Annotated in this window: 21 protein-coding genes; 11 read left to right on the forward strand and 10 right to left on the reverse strand. The window is 44.6% G+C overall.

Features of this window, described 5'->3' with window-relative positions; all coding sequences use genetic code 11:
• Positions 1 to 136: 136 nt before the first annotated feature.
• On the reverse strand, positions 137 to 1,102 hold the full coding sequence (gene epmA, locus L4C38_RS12305; protein ID WP_428797852.1) for an elongation factor P--(R)-beta-lysine ligase: 966 nt from the start codon (positions 1,100 to 1,102) through the stop codon (positions 137 to 139).
• Between the two features lie 412 nt (positions 1,103 to 1,514).
• Here epmA and frdA point away from each other — a divergent pair, with 412 nt between their 5' ends.
• From frdA to frdD, 4 genes are read left to right on the forward strand one after another with little or no spacing between them, the layout of a single operon-like run.
• A complete protein-coding gene (frdA, locus tag L4C38_RS12310; protein WP_428797853.1) occupies positions 1,515 to 3,335 on the forward strand; it encodes a fumarate reductase (quinol) flavoprotein subunit in 1,821 nt (606 codons plus the stop codon).
• The gene (locus L4C38_RS12315) at positions 3,335 to 4,108 is read left to right on the forward strand and encodes a succinate dehydrogenase/fumarate reductase iron-sulfur subunit (RefSeq protein ID WP_428797854.1); all 774 of its coding nucleotides are present in this window, start codon (positions 3,335 to 3,337) and stop codon (positions 4,106 to 4,108) included. The genes frdA and L4C38_RS12315 overlap by 1 nt, the downstream gene beginning before the upstream one ends.
• A gap of 2 nt (positions 4,109 to 4,110) precedes the next feature.
• A complete protein-coding gene (gene frdC, locus L4C38_RS12320; protein WP_428797855.1) occupies positions 4,111 to 4,494 on the forward strand; it encodes a fumarate reductase subunit FrdC in 384 nt (127 codons plus the stop codon).
• A gap of 12 nt (positions 4,495 to 4,506) precedes the next feature.
• On the forward strand, positions 4,507 to 4,884 hold the full coding sequence (gene frdD / locus L4C38_RS12325) for a fumarate reductase subunit FrdD (RefSeq protein ID WP_428797856.1): 378 nt from the start codon (positions 4,507 to 4,509) through the stop codon (positions 4,882 to 4,884).
• 94 nt (positions 4,885 to 4,978) lie between these two features.
• Here the strand turns inward: frdD and L4C38_RS12330 are convergent, their stop codons facing one another.
• The 3 genes from L4C38_RS12330 to hslV all read right to left on the reverse strand — a co-directional run bounded on the left by L4C38_RS12330 (position 4,979) and on the right by hslV (position 8,801).
• Positions 4,979 to 6,580 carry a BCCT family transporter gene (locus L4C38_RS12330; protein ID WP_428797857.1) on the reverse strand — a complete coding sequence of 534 codons (1,602 nt, stop codon included), beginning with the start codon at positions 6,578 to 6,580 and terminating at the stop codon, positions 4,979 to 4,981.
• Positions 6,581 to 6,881: 301 nt separating this feature from the next.
• On the reverse strand, positions 6,882 to 8,216 hold the full coding sequence (hslU, locus tag L4C38_RS12335) for an ATP-dependent protease ATPase subunit HslU (protein WP_428797858.1): 1,335 nt from the start codon (positions 8,214 to 8,216) through the stop codon (positions 6,882 to 6,884).
• A gap of 42 nt (positions 8,217 to 8,258) precedes the next feature.
• Entirely contained in the window at positions 8,259 to 8,801 is a 543-nt protein-coding gene (gene hslV, locus L4C38_RS12340) for an ATP-dependent protease subunit HslV (protein ID WP_428797859.1), read from the reverse strand.
• Between the two features lie 172 nt (positions 8,802 to 8,973).
• On the opposite strand from hslV, the gene galE reads away from it, so the two are divergent.
• On the forward strand, positions 8,974 to 9,990 hold the full coding sequence (gene galE, locus L4C38_RS12345; RefSeq protein WP_428797860.1) for a UDP-glucose 4-epimerase GalE: 1,017 nt from the start codon (positions 8,974 to 8,976) through the stop codon (positions 9,988 to 9,990).
• Between the two features lie 111 nt (positions 9,991 to 10,101).
• On the opposite strand, the gene L4C38_RS12350 is transcribed toward galE, so the two are convergent.
• The 3 genes from L4C38_RS12350 to priA form a co-directional block, all read right to left on the reverse strand.
• Positions 10,102 to 10,638: an SPOR domain-containing protein gene (locus tag L4C38_RS12350; protein WP_428797861.1), complete on the reverse strand. Its 537-nt coding sequence runs from the start codon at positions 10,636 to 10,638 to the stop codon at positions 10,102 to 10,104.
• 155 nt (positions 10,639 to 10,793) lie between these two features.
• Positions 10,794 to 11,837: a DNA-binding transcriptional regulator CytR gene (gene cytR, locus L4C38_RS12355; RefSeq protein WP_428797933.1), complete on the reverse strand. Its 1,044-nt coding sequence runs from the start codon at positions 11,835 to 11,837 to the stop codon at positions 10,794 to 10,796.
• Positions 11,838 to 12,077: 240 nt separating this feature from the next.
• Positions 12,078 to 14,279, reverse strand: a complete 2,202-nt coding sequence (gene priA, locus L4C38_RS12360) for a primosomal protein N' (RefSeq protein ID WP_428797862.1) — start codon at positions 14,277 to 14,279, stop codon at positions 12,078 to 12,080.
• A gap of 317 nt (positions 14,280 to 14,596) precedes the next feature.
• Between priA and rpmE the strand changes: the two genes are divergently transcribed.
• Positions 14,597 to 14,818, forward strand: coding sequence for a 50S ribosomal protein L31 (rpmE, locus tag L4C38_RS12365; RefSeq protein WP_428797863.1), 222 nt, complete (start codon positions 14,597 to 14,599; stop codon positions 14,816 to 14,818).
• 215 nt (positions 14,819 to 15,033) lie between these two features.
• Positions 15,034 to 16,308 carry a malic enzyme-like NAD(P)-binding protein gene (locus L4C38_RS12370; protein ID WP_428797864.1) on the forward strand — a complete coding sequence of 425 codons (1,275 nt, stop codon included), beginning with the start codon at positions 15,034 to 15,036 and terminating at the stop codon, positions 16,306 to 16,308.
• 131 nt (positions 16,309 to 16,439) lie between these two features.
• Here L4C38_RS12370 and metJ read toward each other — a convergent pair whose 3' ends face one another.
• The gene (gene metJ / locus L4C38_RS12375; protein WP_428797865.1) at positions 16,440 to 16,757 is read right to left on the reverse strand and encodes a met regulon transcriptional regulator MetJ; all 318 of its coding nucleotides are present in this window, start codon (positions 16,755 to 16,757) and stop codon (positions 16,440 to 16,442) included.
• Positions 16,758 to 16,978: 221 nt separating this feature from the next.
• Here metJ and L4C38_RS12380 point away from each other — a divergent pair, with 221 nt between their 5' ends.
• The 3 genes from L4C38_RS12380 (at position 16,979) to metF (ending at position 21,674) form a co-directional block, all read left to right on the forward strand.
• Positions 16,979 to 18,145, forward strand: a complete 1,167-nt coding sequence (locus L4C38_RS12380; protein ID WP_428797866.1) for an O-succinylhomoserine (thiol)-lyase — start codon at positions 16,979 to 16,981, stop codon at positions 18,143 to 18,145.
• Positions 18,146 to 20,557 carry a bifunctional aspartate kinase/homoserine dehydrogenase II gene (locus L4C38_RS12385; RefSeq protein WP_428797867.1) on the forward strand — a complete coding sequence of 804 codons (2,412 nt, stop codon included), beginning with the start codon at positions 18,146 to 18,148 and terminating at the stop codon, positions 20,555 to 20,557.
• A gap of 226 nt (positions 20,558 to 20,783) precedes the next feature.
• Complete coding sequence (metF, locus tag L4C38_RS12390; RefSeq protein WP_428797868.1) at positions 20,784 to 21,674, forward strand: methylenetetrahydrofolate reductase; 891 nt, start codon at positions 20,784 to 20,786, stop codon at positions 21,672 to 21,674.
• Positions 21,675 to 21,933: 259 nt separating this feature from the next.
• On the opposite strand, the gene zapB is transcribed toward metF, so the two are convergent.
• Entirely contained in the window at positions 21,934 to 22,176 is a 243-nt protein-coding gene (gene zapB, locus L4C38_RS12395) for a cell division protein ZapB (RefSeq protein ID WP_428797869.1), read from the reverse strand.
• A 300-nt stretch (positions 22,177 to 22,476) separates the two neighbouring features.
• On the opposite strand from zapB, the gene glpX reads away from it, so the two are divergent.
• Complete coding sequence (gene glpX / locus L4C38_RS12400) at positions 22,477 to 23,484, forward strand: class II fructose-bisphosphatase (protein WP_428797870.1); 1,008 nt, start codon at positions 22,477 to 22,479, stop codon at positions 23,482 to 23,484.
• An 83-nt stretch (positions 23,485 to 23,567) separates the two neighbouring features.
• Here glpX and L4C38_RS12405 read toward each other — a convergent pair whose 3' ends face one another.
• On the reverse strand, positions 23,568 to 24,923 hold the full coding sequence (locus L4C38_RS12405; protein ID WP_428797871.1) for a sensor domain-containing diguanylate cyclase: 1,356 nt from the start codon (positions 24,921 to 24,923) through the stop codon (positions 23,568 to 23,570).
• Positions 24,924 to 25,238: the final 315 nt, after the last annotated feature.

Below are 25,238 nucleotides of genomic sequence, written 5' to 3' on the forward strand. Positions count from 1 at the left end.
ATAAGAGGGGCTAGCTGGTAGCCCCAGTTTTAAAATTAGATTGGGAGTATAACGGGCTTGTTAGCTCTAAGCGAGTCTAGAACTGAAAGAATCGGAGATCGCTACCACGCTTTATAGCAATATTTAAGACTATCGTTTAGGCAATTGGGAAGGGAAATGCAGTGACTTGATCAATATGATCGCAACCGAGTGCGAGCATGATCAAACGATCAACCCCTAACGCTACACCTGCGCATTCTGGCAAGCCTGAATGCAGAGCTTCAATTAGGTGGTAGTCAATTGGCTGAGCAGGTAACCCCATTGCGAGTCTCTTGGTGTTATCTTGCTCAAAACGAGCCCGTTGCTCAATTGGGTTATCTAACTCATGAAAGCCGTTCGCCAGTTCCATACCTTTGAAGTACACCTCAAAGCGATCTGCAACACGTTCATCATTTAGGTTAATCTTAGCTAATGCCGCTTGACTGGCGGGAAAGTCATAAACAAAAGCCGGTATTTGTTGACCAATTTTTGGTTCTACGCCAACACTAAATAGCAGTTGCAGCAAGGTATCACGATCTTGTTCTTGGTCAGCAATATCGCTCAAGCCCAATTTACTCGCCACTTGTTTGAGCTCATTCATGCTTCCTTCAAGTGGGCATACCTCTAAAACGGAAATAAAAGCCTGTTGATACGTCATGCGCTCGGCTTTTCCTACCTGTAGCACCAACTGCAATAAAGCATCCATTTCATCCATCAGTTCATGATGGTCAAATCCAACTCGATACCACTCCAGCATCGTAAATTCTGGGTTGTGATAGCGACCATTCTCTTCATTGCGAAACGCCTTATTGATTTGATAAATACAGCCGCTACCCGCAGCAAGTAAGCGCTTCATATGAAATTCTGGGCTGGTCATCAAGAACAGTTTACTGCCATTAGCGTATCCCGGTCCTATAAAGTCCGTTTGAAAGGTATGCAAATGGATATCTGTTACTGTGGCATGACTCATTGCCGGCGTATCAACTTCAAGTACATTTCGCTCGGAAAAAAAATGACGAATTTGACTGAGAATTTCAGCGCGCTGTTTAAGCAATTCAATCGATGCGGTTGGTTGCCAACTCATCTTGCTACCTTGTATATCAATCAGACTAATAGTCGGCGAACATATCATTTTTCCAGTTTGAAGCAAGTGTTTGAAAACACCCCAAGACTAAAGCTTTGATAATGCTAAATCTCAAGAAAAACAAACTTCTCATTACACTGAACTAACACCCGCTTAATTCTTCACGAAATCACCGCAATAACACGCCGTGACAAGCCTCACATATTCTATAAATTCTATGCTCTTGAATGCATTACCGCTTTAAAAGTCGGACCAAATCAATTTTTACCCCCCATCCCTCTCATACACTGCTTAGTAACACTTTTGAATCACGTGTAGCACGTTATTTTCAAGCTAGAACATGACCCACTCCACTGATTCTTTATTATAACAAAGCGGCTCGACCGCACTAACTACACACTGGAGGGTAACTGTGAAAACTATCATCACAGATATCGCAGTGATCGGCGCTGGCGGCGCTGGTCTTCGTACAGCAATTGCAGCGGCAGAAGCAAACCCTGACTTGGAAGTCGCCCTGATATCTAAAGTTTATCCGATGCGCTCTCACACCGTCGCAGCAGAGGGTGGTTCGGCAGCAGTAATTAAAGATGAAGATAGCTTAGATAACCACTTCAACGACACCGTCGGTGGTGGTGATTGGCTATGCGAACAAGATGTGGTTGAGTACTTCGTTGAAAATGCGACACGTGAAATGATCCAAATGGAGCAATGGGGCTGCCCTTGGAGTCGCAAAGACAACGGCGAGGTTAATGTTCGTCGCTTTGGCGGTATGAAAGTGGAGCGTACTTGGTTCGCAGCCGACAAAACTGGCTTCCACATGCTGCATACTCTATTCCAGACATCAATGAAGTACCAAAACATCAAACGCTTTGATGAGTACTTTGTACTGGATCTTTTGGTTGATGATGGTGAAGTGCAAGGTCTTGTTGCTATTCATATGGCAGAAGGCGAACTGGTTACCATTAAAGCTAAGTCGGTTGTATTGGCTACCGGTGGCGCTGGTCGTGTCTACCACTGCAATACAAACGGCGGCATTGTAACGGGCGATGGTATGGCGATGGCTTATCGTCATGGCGTACCTTTACGTGATATGGAGTTCGTTCAATATCACCCAACAGGTCTACCAGGTACTGGTATCTTAATGACCGAAGGTTGCCGTGGTGAAGGCGGTATTATCGTTAACAAAAACGGTTACCGTTACCTACAAGATTACGGCATGGGACCTGAGACTCCTGTTGGTCAACCAAAAAATAAATACATGGAACTGGGTCCTCGTGACAAAGTTTCACAAGCATTCTGGCACGAACAACAAAAAGGCAACACCATCAAGCACCCTCTTGGTGATGTGGTACTGCTCGATCTTCGTCACCTTGGTGAAGAATACTTGCAAGAGCGCCTACCTTTTATCTGCGAGCTATCAAAAGCCTACGTTAACGTTGATCCTGCAAAAGATCCGATCCCAATCCGCCCAACCGTTCACTACACCATGGGTGGTATTGAAACCGACAAGCAATGCGAAACTCGCATCAAAGGTCTATTTGCGGTTGGTGAATGTGCCTCCGTTGGCCTACACGGAGCCAACCGTTTGGGCTCTAACTCGCTAGCAGAGTTCGTTGTATTTGGTCGAGTGGCCGGTGAACATGCTGTGAAACGCGCAACTGAGTTCAAAGGCTGGAACGAAGACGCTATCGCAACTCAAGTAAAAGCTGTCGAGGAGCGTATTGCCGCACTAATGAACCAAGAAGGTGATGAAAACTGGGCAGACATCCGCACTGAAATGGGTCACTCGATGGAAGCTGGTTGTGGTATCTACCGCCAAGAAGACTTAATGCAAGCAACCATAGATAAAATTACCGAGCTTAAAGCTCGCTACAAACGCATTGGTATTAAAGATAAAGGTAAAGTATTCAATACTGACCTCCTATACGCAATCGAGGTGGGCTACGGTCTTGAAGTAGCGGAAGCAATGGCTCATTCCGCCATTTTACGCCGCGAATCTCGCGGGGCGCATCAGCGCTTGGACGACAACTGTACAGAACGTGATGACGAAAACTATCTTAAGCACACTCTTGCCTTCTACCAAGAAGATGCCGCACCGAGCATTGATTACAGTGATGTAACCATCACTAAATCACAGCCTAAGGCGCGTCTATACGGTGAAGCGGCGGAGAAAGCGGCGGCAGCTGAAGTAACAGAAAACACTGAGAAAAATAACGCAGAGGAGCAAGCATAATGTCAGCAAATCGCATCCAAAAAGTAGATATTCTGCGTTATGACCCAGAGAAAGATACAGAACCACACTATCAAAATTTCGAAGTGCCGTTTGATGACACCATGTCAGTGCTTGATGCTCTTGGCTACGTTAAAGATAACCTAGATAAAGAGCTGTCTTACCGTTGGTCTTGTCGTATGGCTATCTGTGGTTCATGCGGCATCATGGTCAATGGCGTACCTAAGCTTGCGTGTAAATGCTTTTTGCGTGAATACCCTGATGGCGTAAAGATCGAACCACTAGCGAACTTTCCGATTGAAAAAGATTTAATTGTTGATATGACGCCATTTATTGAGCGCCTAGAAGCCATCAAGCCTTACATTATTGGTAACGATCGAAAACCAGAAGATGGCACCAACATCCAAACCCCAGAACAGATGGCGAAATATAAGCAGTTTGCTGGCTGTATCAACTGTGGTTTGTGTTACGCCGCTTGCCCGCAATTCGGTTTAAACCCTGAATTTATCGGTCCAGCAGCTCTGACTTTGGCACACCGTTACAACCTAGATAGCCGTGATAATGGTAAAGCGGAACGTATGCCACTTATCAACGGTCAAAATGGCGCTTGGGGTTGTACTTTCGTCGGTTACTGTTCTGAAGTTTGCCCGAAGAGCGTCGACCCTGCCGCAGCGGTTAACCAAGGCAAAATTGAATCTTCAATGGATTTTGTCATTGCGATGTTGAAACCGGATGGCACCCCCGCTCAATCAGCAAAAAACACTGAGGAGGCTTAAGGATGAGTAATCGTAAACCTTACGTACGTGAAATGAAACGTACTTGGTGGCAAAGTAGCCCTGTCTATCGCTTCTACATGCTACGTGAAGCAACTGTACTGCCTCTTATTCTCTTCACTATCTTTCTAACCTTCGGTTTGGGTGCGCTAGTGAAAGGGCCTGAAGCTTGGCAAGGCTGGCTTGAGTTTATGGCAAATCCTGTTGTGGTCGCGATCAACATCGTAGCCCTAGCTGGTAGCCTGCTTCATGCGCAAACTTTCTTTAGCATGATGCCGCAAGTGATGCCGATACGTATCAAGGGCAAGCCAGTCGATAAGAAAGTGATCGTGCTTGCTCAATGGGCAGCTGTTGCGTTCATTTCTCTGGTTGTGCTGATCATCGTTTAAAGGAGCTACGTTATGAATCCAAATTACAAAGTTGACCGCGCTCCACGTCGCTCAGATGAGCCTATTTGGTGGAGCTTATTTGGCGCCGGCGGTACATGGTTTGCCATGATCACACCGATCACCGTATTAGTCCTTGGTATTCTCGCTCCGCTAGGCATTATTGATGCTGAATCGTTAAGCTATGAACGCGTGGCTGATTTTGCTACCAGCCTTATCGGCGCGCTATTTATCATTGGAACACTCGCTCTACCAATGTGGCATGCGATGCATCGCTTTCATCATGGGATGCATGATCTGAAAATCCACGCTGGTGTAGCGGGTAAAGTTGCTTGTTATGCCTTTGCTGGCTTAATCTCAGCACTGTCGGTTATTTTTATTTTCATGATTTAATATCACAATTTACTGGCAAAAAAATCCCCCTCGCGCACAGGGGGATTTTTTATTCAGCCATCAATCAACCAGCTAAACCGCGCTATCGAAATCGTTACACAAGCCCTTGCGTTTTCGCCATCTGCTGCGCCATTTTTGGTGCCTGCCATAGAGAAGGTAAAATGATGAACGACGTCGGTACTGCGGTAATCACAATAAAGGATTGCAGCGCAGATATTCCACCATCTCCCATGGAAATTAGTACTATCGCCACTGTCCCCATAACAACACCCCAAAAAATGCGGATCAACGCATTGGGTTGACTATTCCCCGTCATAACAACGCTAATGGTGTACGTCATTGAATCACCCGTCGTCACAATAAATGTTGTAGTCAAAATCAAGAACAAGATTGAGATTAGCGTTGGGAATGGCAATTGCTGTGTTATCGCTAATAACGCGCCCGGTAAATTAAAACCTTCAAAACCGGTTTGAATACTTCCCGGATTGGCTAATTCAAATGCCAGCCCACTTCCACCAACGATGCTAAACCAAAAACAAGTTATCAACGGAGCCGCTATGCTGATCGCCAAAATTAACTGTCTAATGGTGCGTCCACGAGAAATTCTAGCAATGAAGATCGCCATCATTGGCGCGTAACCAATAAACCAACCCCAGAAAAACACAGTCCACCAGCTAAGCCACCCCGTATCACCGCGATATAGCGCCATCGGCACAAAGTTATCCACCATCTGACCAACACCTTGAATATAGCCATCAATGATGAAGCTGGTTGGTCCGGCAATCAGGATGAAGACCACAAGCACCAGAGATAATACGATGTTGTAACGGCTCACCAATTGGATACCTCGACTCAAACCACTTAATGCAGACAAGGTGTAACAAGCCATCGCCAGCACTACAACTAGTGTTTGCGTTTCGAATTGATCAGGCAGCCCGAACAGAGCATTTAACGCATAGCTGATTTGCAAACCAAGGAAACCAATCGGTCCGATCGTACCTGCCGCCACGGCTATAATACTCAAGGCATCAATAGTATTACCTAACCAGCCTTCAATGGCTCGATGGCCAAAAACCGGGTAAAGCAAGGTGCGTGGTTTAAGCGGCAAACCTTTCTCATAATGGAGATGCATTAAAACAATCGACGATAAACAACCCAAAATTGCCCAAGCTAAAAAGCCCCAATGTAAAAATGATTGAGACAAGGCATTAATTGCCATCTCTCTTGCATCACCACTGGTTTTATAAAAAGGAGGAGCGGAAACAAAATGGGCAATAGGCTCAGCCGCAGCCCAAAAGACACCGCCACCAGCCAATAAAGTACACAGAACAATCGACAACCATTTAGAGGTGTCCATTTCAGGCGACGAAAGTCCACCTAAGCGAACATAGCCCGTTTGCCCTAAAGCAAGGAATAGACCGATGATGAAATTTGCGAAAAGTAACAATTGCCAGTAGCCACCAAACCATTGGGTCGCATAGCTAAAACCGGTATTAACTAAAGAAGTCAGCAGCTCAGCATCTAGAACCGCTAATAGAACGAAAAGTGTTAAAAATGATCCACTTAACCACAGCACTGGGTTAGACAGCTCCAGTTGAGAGCGGATAGAGGGTTTACTCGATTGGGTAAACGATTCAGCCGAATACTCGGCGTCAGAAATGCAGGTAAGTCCTGCCGCCAAAGTGCCTTTAGACATTGTAGTCTCGCTTTAATTGGCCCGAATTATCGGGTTAGGCGTATTTCCCTCACAAATCCATCCATAGCGTGAGGCTGATCACAAAGGCGAGCTATCATACATATAGTTTTATCAAATTGCACATAGCCACCTAATGGAAACCTTAAAAAAAATTTATCAAAGATAGGTGGCAATGTGCGTAAGCCAATAATAAATAAACAATTATTCTTATAAATTTTTATGCGATTTTTATTGACAACACTATGGTTGTTGCATAAAAAAAGCCCCACCAAATGGTGAGGCTCAATAATTGGGTCGCTTTCTAAAGAATAAAACGACTTAGATCTTCATCTTCAACAAACTCACTGAGGCGAAGATTAACGTAAGCTGCATCAATCACCATTTTGGTACCTGGTTTGTCGGTTGCTTCAAACGATATTTCATCCATCAAGCGCTCCATTACGGTATGCAAACGGCGAGCACCGATGTTCTCTGTCGTTTCGTTTACCGTCCATGCTGCTTCTGCGATTTGCACAATACCATCTTCAGTAAATTCAATATCAACTTCTTCAGTCTTCATCAGTGCAATGTATTGCTCGGTTAAAGACGCTTTTGGTTCGGTTAGAATACGCTTAAAGTCATGGCTAGAAAGCGCTTCTAGTTCAACACGTATTGGCAAACGACCTTGAAGTTCTGGGATAAGATCTGACGGCTTAGACACCTGAAAAGCGCCCGAAGTAATAAAAAGAATATGATCGGTTTTAACCATACCATGTTTAGTTGAAACGGTACTGCCTTCAATTAATGGCAATAAATCACGTTGTACGCCTTCGCGAGAAACATCTGGACCTGAGCTTTCGCCACGCTTACAGATCTTGTCAATTTCATCGATAAATACGATACCGTTGTTTTCTGCGTTATAAATCGCCTGCTCTTTCAACTCTTCTGGATTAACTAATTTCGCGGCTTCTTCTTCAACCAACGATTTCAACGCATCTTTAATTTTCAGTTTGCGTTTTTTTGTCGTGTCACCAGCAAGATTCGAAAACATGCCCTGCAATTGGTTGGTCATCTCTTCCATACCTGGAGGAGCCATGATCTCTACGCCCATTTGCGGTGCAGCAACATCAATCTCTATTTCTTTATCGTCTAGCTGACCTTCGCGTAGCTTCTTACGGAAAATCTGACGTGTGTTTGAGCTATTGTCATCTTGTTGCTCATTCTTACCCCAAGCATCACGAGCTGGCGGAAGCAGTGCATCTAAAACGCGTTCTTCTGCTTGCTCTTCTGCACGGAATTTTACTTTTTCCATCGCTTGCTGGGTGGTCATCTTAATCGCAACATCAGTAAGATCGCGGATAATCGTTTCGACTTCCTTACCCACGTAACCAACTTCAGTAAACTTGGTCGCTTCCACTTTAATGAATGGCGCATTGGCTAACTTGGCTAAACGGCGTGCTATCTCCGTTTTACCAACACCTGTAGGACCAATCATCAAAATATTTTTGGGCGACACTTCTACGCGCAAGCTCTCTTCAAGCTGCATTCGACGCCAACGGTTACGCAGTGCAATTGCAACTGAGCGTTTTGCATTATCTTGGCCAATGATATGGCGGTTTAATTCATGAACAATTTCACGAGGTGTCATCTCAGACATATTCAAATTCCTTAAAAAATGGTTGTGCCACTATCTTTGGTTTTATTCCGCGTTTTCAGCTGGAGCTTCTAGTTCTTCAATAGTGTGGTGATGGTTGGTGAACACACAGATATCACCCGCAATCGTTAATGATTTTTCGGCAATTTCACGCGCATCTAATTCTGTATTTTCTAGCAGAGCCATTGCCGCGGCTTGGGCAAAGTTGCCACCTGAACCAATCGCGATCAAATCATGCTCTGGCTGCACAACATCACCGTTACCAGTAATAATCAATGATGCCGTTTCATCAGCGACTGCGAGTAGCGCTTCCAGCTTACGCAATGCGCGATCGCTACGCCAATCTTTCGCTAGTTCAACCGCCGCTTTAGTTAGGTGACCTTGATGCATTTGCAGCTTGCTTTCAAAACGCTCAAACAATGTGAATGCATCTGCAGTGCTACCGGCAAAACCCGCCAATACTTTGCCGTTGTACAAACGACGAACTTTACGTGCATTGCCTTTCATCACTGTATTACCCAGTGATACTTGTCCATCGCCCGCGATGACAACTTTATTATTTCGACGTACTGATACGATGGTAGTCACGAGTAGAGCCTCATAATTCTTAAAATTCGTTATTAATCATTATATGCGGATCGATTAAGAAGAATTCAAGGGAGAAGTCTTGTTCTAAGAAATACCGCATTTCTTTTTGGGTATTACTCCCAGCAAGACCTACACTTTGTAGAATACAAGGACGAATTGGACTCGGTAGAATATGAACGTTTTAGTCACAGGCGGAACGGGGTATATAGGGAGCCACACCAGCATCCAGCTGCTTCATGCTGGCATCACTCCTGTTCTATTGGATAACTTATGCAACAGTAAGAAATCCGTACTAAGAAAAATGAAACAAGTTTCTTTTATCGACCCTATATTTATTCAAGCTGATGTTCGCGATAAAGACGCGTTATTGGATGTACTTATAAACCACCATATTGAAGCGGTGATTCACTTTGCTGGACTAAAAGCCGTTGGTGAATCTGTGGAAAAACCACTCGAGTATTTTGATGATAACGTCAACGGCACGTTAGTGTTGGTTGATGCTATGCGAGAGGCGGGTGTGAAAAAACTCATCTTCAGCTCTTCAGCCACAGTCTACGGTGATCCAGCCTGTGTTCCAATTACTGAGGATTTTCCAACCAGTGCTACAAACCCTTATGGTCGTAGCAAATTGATTGTCGAAGAGTGCCTCTCTGATTTTCAAAAAGCCAACCCAGATTGGAGCATTACCCTGCTCCGTTACTTCAACCCTGTAGGTTCTCATCCATCGGGAGAGCTAGGCGAAGATCCTCAAGGCATTCCAAATAATCTAATGCCATATGTATCTCAAGTCGCAGTAGGCAGAAGAGAATTCGTCTCTGTTTTCGGCAGTGATTATCCAACCAAAGATGGGACAGGCGTTCGCGACTATATTCATGTGATGGATTTAGCCGATGGGCACATCGCAGCACTTGAAAAAATAGCACCGAAAGCTGGTCTACATATCTATAATTTAGGGACAGGAAACGGTTATAGCGTGCTTGATATGATTCATGCTTTTGAAAAAGCATCCAATAAGCCAATACCTTATCGGTTAATTGATCGGCGCCCTGGAGATATCGCAGAGTGTTGGGCAGATCCGAGCAAAGCGGAACAAGATCTCGCTTGGAAAGCCACGCGATCTTTAGAAGATATGACTCAAGATGCTTGGCGTTGGCAATCTAACAACCCACTCGGTTTCTCTGATCAATAACTCGAACTGATCGTCATTCAACTCGGACAAAATAAAAAAGGCACACCAACAGGTATGCCTCTTTTTATTCAATTCGCCGCCATGGCTATATCGCCAAAGTGCGCTCCTACTCTACTGAGATTCTTTCCAGATAGCGCATGGTTCAATCTTGGCGCGCTGCAACTTATGCTTATCACGCTCGGCATCACGCTTGAGTTTGTATGGGCCTAGCACCACACGGTACCAAGAACTGCCCTTTTTCTTTCGAACTTGGCTATTGATACCTTGGAAAGCAATATCAAGTTTACGCACTTCAGCTTGTTGCTCGCTCTTATAGGCGCCGCATTGCATGATATAAGGGATATCAGAGATCACTTGCTCTTTGGCTTTCACTTCCACTTCACGATTCGGCAGGCTATCGACATAGTCCCACTTCTCTTCTGGTGGTGGTGGAATAACCTTGGCAGGTTTTGCTTTAGCTGGTTTTTCTTTTTGTACAACGGTCGCTGGCGGTTCAGGATCTTGGCTTAAGGTATACAGCCCATAACCAAAGCCACTCAGAATAATTAGCGCCAATAGACCACTACGCCAAGGCTTGCGCTTTGGTGCTGGTTTCTTTTTTACGGGTCTTTTACTAGCACCACGTTTTACGTAATCTTTACTTGCCACAGTTGTACTACAAAATCAGTTAGTTCTCGTGACATCTTAATCCAGAACGTCATCGGATAATAGCGTCGCAATCTATTCCTGACACAATGAAGTTTGATTTTTGACACAAGGTTGCAAAAACAAACGGCGCTCAATGAGCGCCGTAGTTAATTTAGTTAGATCGCTCGCGGTGGCCCCGCGCTCTTACGCACAACTAAGTTGGTTTCTAGCAGTCGAGAACCAGTTCGAACATCATGCCCACGTAAGATTTCAAGCATCATTAACATAGCTTGACGTCCGATCTCATAACGAGGCTGAGAAATGGTTGTTAATGGTGGATCACAGTACTGCGCAAATTCAATATCATCAAAACCAACCACCGAAAGATCTTGTGGTACACGCAACCCCAAACGTTTCGCTTCTTGAATTGCGCCGATCGCCATGGCATCGTTATGACAGAAAATAGCGGTTGGAGGCTCAGGTAATGTAAGCAACTGACGCACGGCTTTCGCGCCATCTTCAAACGTAAATTGACCATGAACACTGTAAGCCGGATTCATGCTAATTCCGGCACGACGCAACGCTTGCAAATAACCTTGCTGACGGAACTGACACAGTACCGCAGCTTGAGGACCGGAAATTTGAGCAATACGCTTGTGACCAAGTTGAGTTAAGTAATTTACCACCTCAAACGCTGAGGTTAGGTTATCAATATGAACCGTGGGTAATTCAAGCTCAGGAGCAAACTCACATGCCATTACCATTGGCGGCAAATTTTTCTGCTCTGGTTTGCTCACATCAAATGGCAAATCCGTTCCGAGTAATAACATGCCATCTGCTTGCTTAGTAAAGACCAAGTTAACAAAAGAGTTCTCGCGTTTTTTCTGCTGAGCACTGTCACCGAGCAAAACAATATAGCCATGCTCCATTGCCGCATCCTCAATACCTCGGATTATCTCCGTGTAATAAGGATCGCAAATATCTGGAACGATCGCGATGATAGTTTTGGACTCATTGCGACGTAGATTACGTGCTAATGAGTTTGGTGAATAGCCAGCCTCTAAGACTGCATCCTCAACGCGCTTTCGCGTTGCAGACGAGACTTTTTCGGGATTCATCAACGCCCTTGACACCGTCGCTGTTGAAACCCCCGCGAGCTGGGCAACATCCTTCATTGTCGCCATAAATGTAACCCTCTTAAATTTTTCCTTGTTAAGCAGCGTGAGCCACCCAAGCCTGATTGATATTGATGGGCTAATACCCACTCTTAATTAAGTCTATAAAACACACAACCGATTGCCATTTCGAAGTATTCACTATGATGCGTAATGCACCTAGTACTAGTTTATTTATTTCGAGCTATAAAGTTACGGGAGATTTAACAAAACCCAACCCGGCACAGAGACTTACGTCACAAAATTACGTTCTGATCTAGCGTACGTAACATTGTAAAGTGGTAACTAGCTTAAATCTTGCGGTTCAATGTCTAGCGACCAACGTACTTTTTTGCTATTAGGCAATAACTCAATAGCTGGTTTAGCACTGGCTAACAAACGCTGCATTATTGGTCGAGTTTGAGTTTGCAATAGCAGTTGCCAACGAAACTTACCTGCTTTTTTGGCTAGCGGTGCAGGCGTTGGTCCCAACACTTGGCATTCACCATCAAATAATGGGTGCGCTTCAAGCGTAAAGCGAACCTGCCGTAAGAAATCTTCAACCACTTCACTGTTGTTCGCTTCGGCACGAAACAAGGTTAAATAGGTAAAAGGAGGCAGCATTGCTACCTTTCTTTCCTCTAACGCCGTATCAGCAAAATGGCGATAACTATGATTCAGTAATGCTTGCAATAAGGCATGTTCAGGATGGTGAGTTTGCAATATCACCTCACCAGGCTTACTCGCGCGCCCTGCACGCCCTGCAACTTGAATAAATAACTGAGCTAATCGCTCTGATGCTCTAAAGTCACTACTGTACAGTGATCCGTCTACATCCAGCAATGCGACCAAAGTGACATCCGGGAAGTGGTGCCCCTTCGCCAACATCTGTGTACCAATTAAAATTTGGAACTCACCTTTTCGGATCGCCGTTAACGCACTTTCTAAACTGCCTTTTCGCCGAGTGCTATCTCGATCAATACGGATCGCTTTGTAATCAGGAAAAAGTGTTTTTAATTGCGTTTCGAGTTGCTCGGTACCCACACCAACCGTAACAAGGTTGGTCGAGCCACACCCTTGGCACTGATGAATAACAGGCTGTTGCGAGCCACAGTGATGGCAGCGAATCTCATTGCTGTTTTGATGGTAAGTATAGTAAGCATCACAACGCTTACATTCAGCTATCCAGCCACATTCATGGCACATTAAAGCCGGTGAAAAGCCTCGCCGATTGAGAAACAGCATGACTTGATTACCCGCTGTTAAGTGCCTACGCATCTCAGCAATCAGTGGGGCTGATAAGCCACTTTCTAAATACAGCCCTTTGACATCGAGTACTTTATTCGTGGTTGGCTTAGCGTTGCCCGCCCGCTGAGAAAGTTGCAAATGGTGGTACTTGCCACTCAACGCATTTTGCAGTGTCTCTAGCGCTGGTGTCGCCGAACCAAGTAAAATGGGGATCTGTTCTTTATTCGCTCGCATTACCGCCACATCACGGGCGTGATAGCGCAAGCTGTCTTGTTGCTTGTAAGAGCTATCATGCTCTTCATCGACAATAATTATGCCTAAATCAGCAAATGGCGTTAGTAGCGCTGAACGAGTACCAATGACAATTCCTGCCACCTTATCACGGGCACTAAGCCACGCATTCATACGCTCTGTTTCATTTAAACCAGAATGAATAACTTCAACTGGTACATTAAAACGTCGACGAAAACGGTTGATAGTTTGTGGCGTTAAACCGATCTCAGGAACCAGTATCAAGGCTTGCTTGCCCTTCTCTAATACTGGCTTAATCAAGTTCAAGTACACTTCTGTTTTACCTGAACCAGTGACACCTTCCAGTAAATAGCAACCAAAACCGTTAGCACTATTTACCGTCGCAATAGCCACTGCCTGCTCTTGGTTCAGCTTTGGCTTATCAACATCCGCTTCTACCTGCTCGCTCCAAGCTTGAACCACTGGTTTTCGCTCAATGGATTCAACCCAGCCTTTCTCTTGCAACGCTTTTAGTACCGTGCCACTGATCTCTTGAGCAAGCAATTGCTGATGCGACACTGCGCCGTCTTCCAGCGCGCGCATTGCCCTCTCTTGTTTTACCGCGCGACCAAAACCAGACATAAGTTGGTCTTTACCTTTTGAGGTCAATTGCCACTCGACTAAAGTCGAAAAGTCGGCTGGTTTTCCTTTTCGTAGCGCTGAAGGCATTGCATTGGCGAGCGTATCACCGAGTGGATATTGGTAGAATTGACTACACCACATCAGCAGTTGATAGATAGAATCAGACCACACTGGTTGTGTATCAAGCACCTGTTTTAAAGACTTAAGTTGGCTTTGCTTAAACGCGGACTGGTTGGTCAGTTCGGTAACAACACCGATCAGTGTTTTGGGACCAAATGGCACCGACACTCGTCCTCCAATTACCGGAAATAAATGGCTAGGGATTAGATAATCAAATTGCTTATCCAGTGGAACCGGCAAAGCTACTCGAGCAATGGTAGGACGCATAAAGTTTGGCTAAATACTGTTGAGTAATAAACACCGTCAAGTCTAAAGCAAAACGGAGAGCGATTCTATTTTCTCCCCAGTTTCCCCCACTCAAGCTCTAAAATTAGTACTTGTTGCTTGGCGGCACTCTACTGGTGAAAAAAGTAGCAGCTAATCGAGTAAATCAGTTGATCCTCAAGTACAGATTCATTATTATATTGCGCCTTAGCATATGGCTTGATGTTTATCACCAAGCGGTATGCGATATTTTTTATTAACTACGTGTGGTGTCCGGCTTAGAATCGGATAGCGACACGGCCTATTATTAAGGTTCTCCAATGAAAACTGGCATCCACCCAGAATACAAAGCTGTAAGCGCTACTTGTTCTTGCGGTAACTCTTTTGAGTTCAACTCTACTCTAGCTAAGGATTCTATCCACCTAGACGTATGTGACAAATGTCACCCATTCTACACTGGTAAGCAACGTATCGTTGATACAGGCGGCCGTGTTGATCGCTTCAACAAGCGTTTCGGTGCTCTATCTACTAGCAAGAAGTAATTTCTTCTCTAGACCGATTCTAAAAGGACGCTCAGGCGTCCTTTTTTATTACCCGTTTTTTGGGGAACCTTTACCAAAATGCGAGCAAACTGGTCTTATCAGCGATTAATATATCTATAATAACAATATCAATCGCAATCTTACCTATGCAGCTTGATTTGCTTCCACTAAAATAACTTCCGCTTAACAATTAACAACAATGAGAAACATCCCTTATGTCAGATGACCATACACAAGAATTGACCGCCGAAGAACTGTTTCGTCAGCAAGCTCTGGATTACCACGCCCTTCCTATCGCAGGAAAAATTTCTATCGAGCTAACAAAACCAGCAGAAACAGCCAAAGACCTTGCTCTAGCCTATAGCCCAGGTGTTGCGGAGCCAGTGCGAGAAATCGCACAAAATCCTGACAATGTTTATAAGTACACCTCAAAAGGCAATATGGTCGCGGTTATTTCTAACGGTACCGCTATTCTTGGTTTGGGTAATTTAGGTCCTCTGGCATCAAAACCTGTCATGGAAGGTAAGTCACTGCTGTTCAAACGCTTCGCAGGGCTTGATTCAATTGATATCGAAGTAAAGCACCGCACAATTGAAGAGTTTGTTGATACGGTAGCGAATATCGCAGATACCTTTGGTGGTATTAACCTTGAAGATATCAAAGCACCAGACTGTTTTGAGATTGAAAAACAGCTGATTGAACGTTGCGATGTACCCGTGTTTCATGATGACCAGCATGGCACCGCAATTGTCACGGCAGCAGGCATGCTCAATGCCATTGAACTGCAAGGTAAGAAGCTAGAAGAGGCCACTATCGTGTGCCTTGGCGCTGGAGCGGCGGCAGTAGCATGTATGGAATTGCTGATCAAATGTGGCGCAATGCGTGAGAAAATTTACATGCTTGATCGCAAAGGGGTTATTCATACTCGACGCGATGATCTTAATGAATATAAAAAGCTATTCGCCAACAATACCGACAAGCGCACACTCGAAGATGTGATTGAAGGCGCGGATATTTTCTTAGGTGTATCTGGACCTAACTTGATGCCACAACAGGCATTGACGCTAATGGCAGATAAGCCGATTGTCTTTGCTTGCTCTAACCCTGATCCTGAAATAAAACCTGAGTTGGCTCATCAAGTCCGTGATGACCTCATTATGGGTACAGGTCGCAGCGACTACCCTAACCAAGTCAATAACGTGCTTTGTTTTCCGTTTATTTTCCGCGGGGCGTTGGATGTGCGCGCCAGTGAGATTAATGACGAGATGAAACTGGCTGCGGTTGAAGCCATCCGCCAATTAGCAAAAGAGCCAGTACCGGCTGAAGTGCTCGTTGCCGCTGGGGCTGACAAGCTTGAATTTGGTCACGAATACATTATTCCTAAACCAATGGACCCTCGCCTACTGCCTAGAGTAGCAAAGGCAGTCGCGCAAGCAGCTGTTGATTCTGGTGTGGCACGAATCGAGATGCCTGAGAATTATATGGCATAGAGTTATACGACTTAATTCTCACGCCAATACATTTCAATTCCTAAGTATTAGCAGATCAAAAAACCGCAGACTCAAATATCTGCGGTTTTTTGTTTTCTGCTGGATTGGTGCTAGGCTCCAGCTTCTAACAATTAATCATCAAACGCTTCAAATTCAATGCCCATATCGGTCATCAACTGCTTCGCTTCTGTTGGAATATCATCAGGACGATCTTTACGTAAATCTTCATCCGTCGGCAGTGGTTGCCCTGTATAAGCATGTAAAAATGCTTCGCACAGTAACTCACTATTAGTTGCATGGCGTAAGTTATTAATCTGACGGCGTGTACGTTCATCAGTTAATACCTTTAATACTTTCAATGGAATTGAAACTGTAATCTTCTTTACTTGTTCGCTCTTCTTTCCATGTTCAGCATATGGGCTAATGTAATCGCCATTCCAGTCTGCCATTGCGCACCTTCGTTATTGTTAGTCATTAATTTATGCAAAGTGTAATTTTAGCGGCTTTTAAGGCTACAAGCAAAGACATATAGACGTCTGGATGTGTTGACGTCTTAAGTTAACAGCAGTAAAGTAGCGTGAATGGATTGTGAATGTATTGTATCAACAAGTATTGTGTAGATATAACGCATTCAAACTGACAAGTCACTATTGTTCGGAAGGAAACACTTATGAGCACCCGCAAGCCTGCTACTATCGCGGTCCGCACTGGCATCGAGTCGGATACCCAGCACCATGCTGTGGTTCCACCTATTTATCTTTCGACCAACTATGGTTTCCCAGCTTTTGGTGATGTCCCAAAATACGATTATACCCGATCAGGCAACCCAAATCGTGGCTTGTTGGAACAAACACTGTATGAGCTCGAAGGTGGAAAAGGGGCGATCATTACCAACTGTGGAACCTCCGCCCTCAACTTGTGGGTAACCACCTTTCTGGGACCTGATGATTTAATTGTCGCGCCGCATGACTGCTATGGCGGTACCTACCGTCTATTTAACACTCGTGCGCAGAAAGGAGATTTTAAGGTATTGTTTGTTGATCAATCTGATCCACAAGCCCTTACAGAGGCGTTGGCGCAAAAGCCCAAACTAGTACTAATTGAAACCCCATCTAACCCATTGGTACGCGTGGTAGATATCGAACACGTTTGCCAGCAAGCGCATCAAGTCGAAGCATTAGTGGCAGTCGACAATACCTTTTTGACACCCGTGTTCCAAAAGCCGCTAGAACTTGGCGCTGATTTTGTTATTCACTCCACGACAAAGTTTATTAACGGTCACTCTGATGTGATTGGCGGCGTGGTGATCACTAAAACCGAACAACACGCTGAAGAATTGGCATGGTGGGGCAATTGCATTGGTGCTACCGGCACACCGTTTGATAGTTATATGACTCTGCGCGGCTTACGAACTCTTGGAGCGCGAATGAGAGTACATGAAGAAAGTTCAGTCGACATTCTCGAGTATCTCAAATCCCACGCCTGCGTGGGCACAATTTACCATCCAAGCTTACCTCAACATCCTGGTCATGGCATCGCCACCAAACAGCAATCCGGCTTTGGTTCTATGCTGAGTTTTGAGTTTGCTGGCAATTTTGAACAACTAAAAAGCTTTGTTGGCGCACTTGAGTTATTTTCTTTGGCTGAATCTTTGGGTGGTGTTGAAAGTTTGATTTGCCACCCTGCATCCATGACGCATCGAGCAATGGGTGAAGCCGCTCTAGAAGAAGCGGGAATATCACAGCAATTACTGCGTCTATCCATCGGTTTGGAAGATGTACAAGACCTAATTTCCGATCTTGAGCAAGCCTTTAAATTGGCATTGGAGGAAAACTAAATGAGCGCTGAGAGACAGCTGCATAAATTTGGTGGTAGCAGCTTGGCTGACCCTGAGTGTTATCGCCGTGTAGTTAATATTCTCAAGGAGTATTCGAAACAAGATGACCTTATCGTTGTTTCAGCCGCAGGCAAAACCACTAACCGCCTAATCGAGTTTATTGATGGGTTGCATAAAGATGGTCGGCTCGCTCATGAAGCACTGCAAGAGCTGAAAAAGTTTCAATTTGATCTAATCGAACAACTACTAGACGGTGAAGAAAAAGAACAACTACTCGAACAACTCACTGACGAATTCAAATTATTGGGTGAGCTAGAAGCGCCGTTAACTGAAGCCGAACAGGCTTGCGTTCTTGGGCGTGGCGAAAGCTGGTCTTCACGTTTACTTGCCGCACTTCTCAATCAACATAATCTTCCTGCGCGTGATCAAGATTCACGAACGTTTTTACGTGCCGAATCTGGCACTCAGCCGGAAGTCGATCGAGGGGCATCTTACCCATTACTTAAAGAAATATTGACTCAGCACAGCCATCATCGTGTGGTGATTACGGGCTTTATGGCACAAGATAGCCAAGGACAAACCGTTCTACTTGGCCGCAATGGTTCAGATTACTCAGCCACCGTCATTGGTGCGTTAGCTGAGGTATCGAGAGTGACGATTTGGAGTGATGTCGCTGGTGTTTACAGCGCCGACCCTCGCCTTGTTGCTGATGCTTGCCTATTGCCATTATTACGCTTAGATGAAGCCAGTGAGCTCGCTCGTTTAGCCGCCCCTGTTCTACATAGCCGCACGTTACAACCTGTCGCACAAAGCACCATGGATTGTCACCTTCGCTGCAGCTATGAGCCCGAATCAGGATCTACCCGTATCGAACGAGTACTCGCATCTGGTCGAGGGGCAAAAATCATCTCCTCGTTAGATGACGTTCTAATCATTGAGCTACATTTCCCCTCAGGTCATGACTTCCTTCGTCAGCACAAAGCAACATTAGCCAGCCTGATTCGTGCACAACTCGAACCTCTCGCGTTTGAAGTACAAGACGATCAACACTGCCTACGCTTAACATACACGGAAGAAATTGCAGGCGGAGCAATGCGTCATCTACAAGATATCGCAACCGAAGCCGAGCTGAAGCTAAAAGAAGGTTACTCAATGGTCGCCGCCGTTGGTGCAGGCGTAACAAAAAACCCCAACCATTGTTATGGTTTTTACCAACAACTAAAAATGGCTCCGATCGAGTTTATTTGTGAATCTCACTCCGGGTTAAGCCTGGTGGCTGTACTACGTAAAACTGATACAGAAAAACTTGTTCAAGGTATTCACAGTCAACTATTTCAAGCGCAAAAACGTATTGCCATTGCCTTATGTGGAAAAGGCAATATTGGCAGTAGTTGGCTCACGCTGTTTACTGAACAAAAAACGGAACTGGAAAAACGCCGTGGCATGAATTTCGAGCTGGTTGCCATCATCGATAGCCAAACCTATTGGTTTAACCCACAAGGCATTGACGCGTCTCAAGCAAACGCACAATTTGATATTGAAGCCATTGAGTACCAACCCGGAGCGTGGATTGAACAACTCGGAGCAATTCAAGGCTATGATGAAGTAGTAGTGTTAGACGTGACGGCAAGCCAACAGCTAGCTGATCGCTACATTGATATTGCAGAGCAAGGCATGCATTTAATATCGGCGAACAAGTTAGCGGGCTCTGCTTCTAGTGAGTATTACCACCAAGTGCAAGATGCCTTTGCCAAAATTAATCGCCACTGGCTCTATAACGCTACAGTTGGCGCTGGTCTTCCGATCAATCACACGGTTCGTGATTTACGAGAAAGTGGCGATGAAATCGTCGCTCTATCTGGCATATTCTCAGGCACATTATCTTGGCTTTTCCAGCAGTATGATGGCAGCGTACCATTTGCCGAATTAGTCGATCTCGCTTGGCAGCAAGGACTGACTGAACCCGACCCTCGCCACGATCTTGATGGCTCTGATGTCATGCGTAAATTAGTAATATTAGCGCGCGAGTCTGGCTTAGTTCTCGAACCTGAGAATGTAAAAGTTGAAAGCTTGGTGCCTGAAGAGCTAACCGACTTATCTCTCGATGACTTTCTTGATAATAGCCATCTTCTGAGTGAACGATTAGCGGAGCGCTTAGCGAAAGCTCAGCGAGAAGACAAAGTACTACGTTATGTTGCTCGCCTAGAGAAAAATGGCAAAGCGACCGTTAGCGTTGAGGCACTCACTCGTGAACACGCGCTCGCTAACCTTTTACCTTGTGACAATATCTTCGCTATAGAAAGTAAATGGTACAAAGATAACCCACTGGTTATTCGAGGTCCGGGAGCGGGGCGTGAAGTCACCGCTGGGGCAATTCAGTCAGACTTGAATTTGCTTTCTAGTCAAATTTAACCCTTAAAGGCGCGATGGAGATATTCATCGCGCTTTTTTTTAAGCCCAAGTTTTTTAAGCTCCAGAAACCCAACTTGAATTTTTATAATTATCAACTTGAATATTATTCATAGTCAGCTTGTTGACTTTAAATGGCATTCAATACACTCTGTAGACATATAGACGTCTAAACGTCATCAAAGGATTTGATTATTGAGGGTGGCATGATGGCCACAGGGAGAGCAAGATGGGATACACGCACGCCGGTCATATCGACGCTTTAAATCAGAATATTGCTGAGCTATCAGACAATATCAATGTGTCATTTGAGTTTTTTCCACCAAGCAGCGAAAAAATGGAAGAAACACTATGGAATTCGGTACACCGTTTAAAAACGCTTAAGCCTAAATTTGTTTCTGTTACTTACGGCGCAAACTCTGGCGAGCGAGATCGCACTCACTCAATCATTAAAGAGATCAAGTCCTCAACTGGCTTAATTGCCGCGCCTCATTTGACTTGCATTGACGCCTCTCGTGAAGAGCTGATCCAAATCGCAGACGATTACTGGTCAAATGGTATTGAAAGTATTGTTGCGCTGCGCGGTGATATTCCACCAGGTGGCGGCGCGCCCGACATGTATGCCTCTGATCTTGTTAAATTACTTAAGTCACGCCATGATTTTGATATCTCGGTGGCGGCTTTCCCTGAAGTCCACCCCGAAGCGAAAAGCTCCCAAGCTGATCTACTCAACTTAAAACGCAAAGTTGAAGCGGGGGCAAACCGCGCTATCACGCAATTCTTCTTTGATGTGGAAAGCTATTTACGCTTTCGTGATCGCTGCGTTGCCGCTGGTATTGATGTTGAAATCGTGCCTGGGATTCTACCCGTATCCAATTTTAATCAAGCTGCTCGCTTTGCTGCGCAAAACAATGTCAAAGTACCGGGATGGATGGCAAAACAATTTGAAGGTTTGGATGATGATCCTACCACCCGCCAGCTAGTGGGCGCTAGCCAAGCTATCGATATGGTCCGAATTCTAGGTCGTGAAGGTGTCAAGGATTTCCACTTTTATACGCTGAACCGCGCAGAAATGACTTACGCGCTTTGCCATACATTGGGTGTGCGTCCTCAAGAATAATAGCTGTTCGTTAACGCGCTACTAAAGCAGATTTAAAAGGTTGGCTCATCGCCAACCTTTTTCCATCAAGCAAACATAAAAAAGACCGACCTTCCGGTCAGCCCATTACACAAATATCAGTAGAATACACCCAAGAAACTTGAAGATGCAGGTAGGCGGCAAGTAAGAAAGTCCCCTGAGCATAGGTGAACTATGTGATTGGGGCGCACGAACACAGCCAACACCGCTGCAACTTCAAGTATGAAGGGTATAGAATAAATTATTCTACATCATCCATTTTACCTAGTAGGTTACGGATGCGATCTTGCCATACTGCATGCTCTTGCTGCATTTGCTCAGATTTTTGCTCTAGATCTGCACGGCTAGTGCGCAGATCATTTGCTTCTACAGTTAGCTTCTCTTTGTCTTCTTTCAGCTCTTCCACTTCCATTTGAAGCAGTGCGATTGTATCTACTGCAGTTTGAATTTTTGCTTCTAGTTTTTCTAATACTTCAAAAGACATCTTAGCCTACCTTGTTCTATTCGGTTGAAGTGAAGTTCGCTTCACGTATTGCCTTCATTCTACTTAGCAGAGCCCATAGACACACGCCCTATATTTGATATTGTGCACCATTCGCGCAAAAAAACAGCAGTTACTGACATTTACCTAACGTTAACCGCTTGATAACGCCTTTACTAGCTACTTTACTTCGCTTTGTTAATCAAATTCAATCTCCAACCGCAAAAAAGCAAACGTTTCCTTTTCGGTATGATAGAATCTCGCCAAATTTACTTCCTTCCATAAAACCTATTTGGAGTCATCATGAAACGCGATTTAGCAATGGCATTTTCTCGAGTCACTGAAGGCGCTGCTCTCGCCGGCTATAAATGGCTTGGGCGTGGCGATAAAAACGCAGCCGACGGTGCCGCAGTAGAAGTCATGCGCATCCTTCTCAATAAAACCGAAATAAGCGGTGAAATTGTTATTGGTGAAGGCGAAATCGATGATGCACCAATGCTGTACATTGGTGAGCATGTTGGTACTGGCGGCGATGAGGTTGATATCGCAGTAGACCCAATTGAAGGCACTCGCATGACGGCAATGGGTCAGTCAAATGCGTTAGCCGTGCTCGCTGCTGGTGAAAAAGGTAGCTTCTTAAAAGCACCTGACATGTACATGGAAAAACTGGTTGTTGGTCCAGGCGCAAAAGGCTGTATCGACCTGCACAAACCACTCAGAGAGAACTTAGAGAATGTCGCTAAAGCGTTAAACAAAACGTTAGATACTCTTGTTGTTATCACTCTTGCAAAGCCACGCCATGATCAAACCATCGCAGAAATGCAAGCGATGGGCGTACGTGTTTTCGCTGTGCCAGATGGTGATGTAGCGGCTTCAATCCTAACTTGTATGCCTGATAGCGAAGTGGACGCAATGTACTGCATCGGCGGCGCTCCAGAAGGCGTAGTTTCTGCCGCGGTTATCCGCGCATTAGACGGTGATATGAATGCTCGTCTCATGCCACGCCACGAAGTAAAAGGCGACACCGAAGAAAACCGTATCTATGGCGCGGCTGAACTTGCTCGTTGTAAAGAGATGGGCGTAGAAGCGGGTGTCGTACTAAAAATGGAAGACATGGCACGCAGTGATAACGTTGTCTTTTCAGCCACTGGTATTACTAAAGGTGACCTGCTAGAAGGCATTACTCGCCAAGGTAATATTGCAACCACCGAAACACTACTGATACGTGGCCGTTGCCGTACAATTCGCCGCATTAAGTCAACGCACTATCTAGAGCGTAAAGACCCTGAAGTACGCGATTTTATTCTGTAATCACATTGTGATTACAAGAAACAAAAAAGGATGGCTTTGCCATCCTTTTTTACACCTGTCAGCCTCAACTAAATCAAGTCCCACTACCAATCTTGCGCAATAATGATACGGTTTTTACCGGTTGTCTTCGCTTGATAAAGTAAAGTATCTGCTTTTCCTATACCGTTGTTTTGCCAAAATTGAGTAATGTCATCAAACTGACTCCAACGATAAATAACCGCGCCACCAGACGCGGTTACTGGCATAACGTGCCCATTAGATAGATGAATTTCAGGTATGCTGATATCATTCTGTACGCGTTTGAGTATTGCTTGAACCACCGCAATAGATTCACTACTGATCGCAACAACAAATTCTTCCCCGCCAAATCGAGCAACCAGATCAGCTTGACGCAAGCTATTGTTAAGTTGCTTGGCTATTTGGCAAATGACTTCATCACCCGCTTGATGACCATGACTATCATTAATGGCTTTAAAATCATCAATATCAAATACCGCGATTGCGATATATTTCGCTGGCTCTAACCCCTTCAACTTATGCGCAAACCCACGGCGATTTTGTAGGTTCGTCATCGGATCTAACATCGCCAATTCTTTAAGGCGTAGGTGTGTCATTTGAGTATAGCGAAACCAAAAAATACAAATAGCCAAGATATAGAATGAGATTATTGCAATCGCTCGTTGTTTTTCCGCCTCAAATATATGTGTTAAATGAAGCCCTTTAGGCTCATTTACCGTTAGATAGAGACCGGTTTCTTGACCAGCAATTTTTACTGGTTGTGAATACGTAAAACTGAATACATCTGAACTATTAAGTCCTTGCTCTTCAGTGAATCTATACCCTGCAACATAATCATCAATCAAATCATTTAAATCACTATCAATTGCCAATACGCCTTTAAATTCATCATCCACATAAATCGCACGTGTAATGGTTACAACCCTCTTTCCCGTCATGTAATCAATATACCCACCAGTATAAATAATGTTTTCATGTTCATGACTTGAAGTGCTGTTTAATGTTCTAACCCAATAAGGTCTCTTCGAGATCACCTTATCAAATGCATCCCCTTCAATCGATTGAGCAAATTCTTTAGGTGATGAGATAATAAACTTACTCTTCGAAATGAAATAAATCGATGATATCTGGCTAATGCTTTTGGCGAAATAAGCCATTGATGGCGCAAGAAAAAGACGTTTATAAGCCTCTTCATATAGAGGTGACTCGGTGTCACACATCTCTTTAGGACCGGCAAACATAAAGTCGTAATCTTTACCTTTATGGGACTTGCCACCAAAATTGCAGACATTCCCGTTGAATGTAATGGTGTGTGGCAATACATATCGGTCATTTTGTAACGGGTACAACGATGTAATACTATACTCTAACGCATTAATTACTTGACTAGAGTCTTCGAGAAGGCGCTCAACTCGTCGCATTTGATTATCATATTTTTGTTTTGAATCTTCTGCAGAATCCAGAATTAAACAAACGAAAATCAGTAAACAAGTTGCAGTGACCCCTACAAATAGCCGTTTATATCCTATCTCATCGTCGGTAATCACTTGTTATCACTCAAATATTTATATACTCATCAAAACACTAATCTATCCCCCATAGTCTCTGTTGGGCTTATGGGATACAGAACAAAATCCGTACCTATTTTTGTTCTTGGACAGCAAAAAAGCCGAAGCATTGCTTCGGCTTTTTCTTATTCAGCACAGGATGAGTTACGTTAACTCAGTGAGCGGAGT

Origin of the sequence: Vibrio kasasachensis (assembly GCF_050337565.1) — a bacterium.
Classification (GTDB): Bacteria; Pseudomonadota; Gammaproteobacteria; order Enterobacterales; family Vibrionaceae; genus Vibrio; species Vibrio kasasachensis.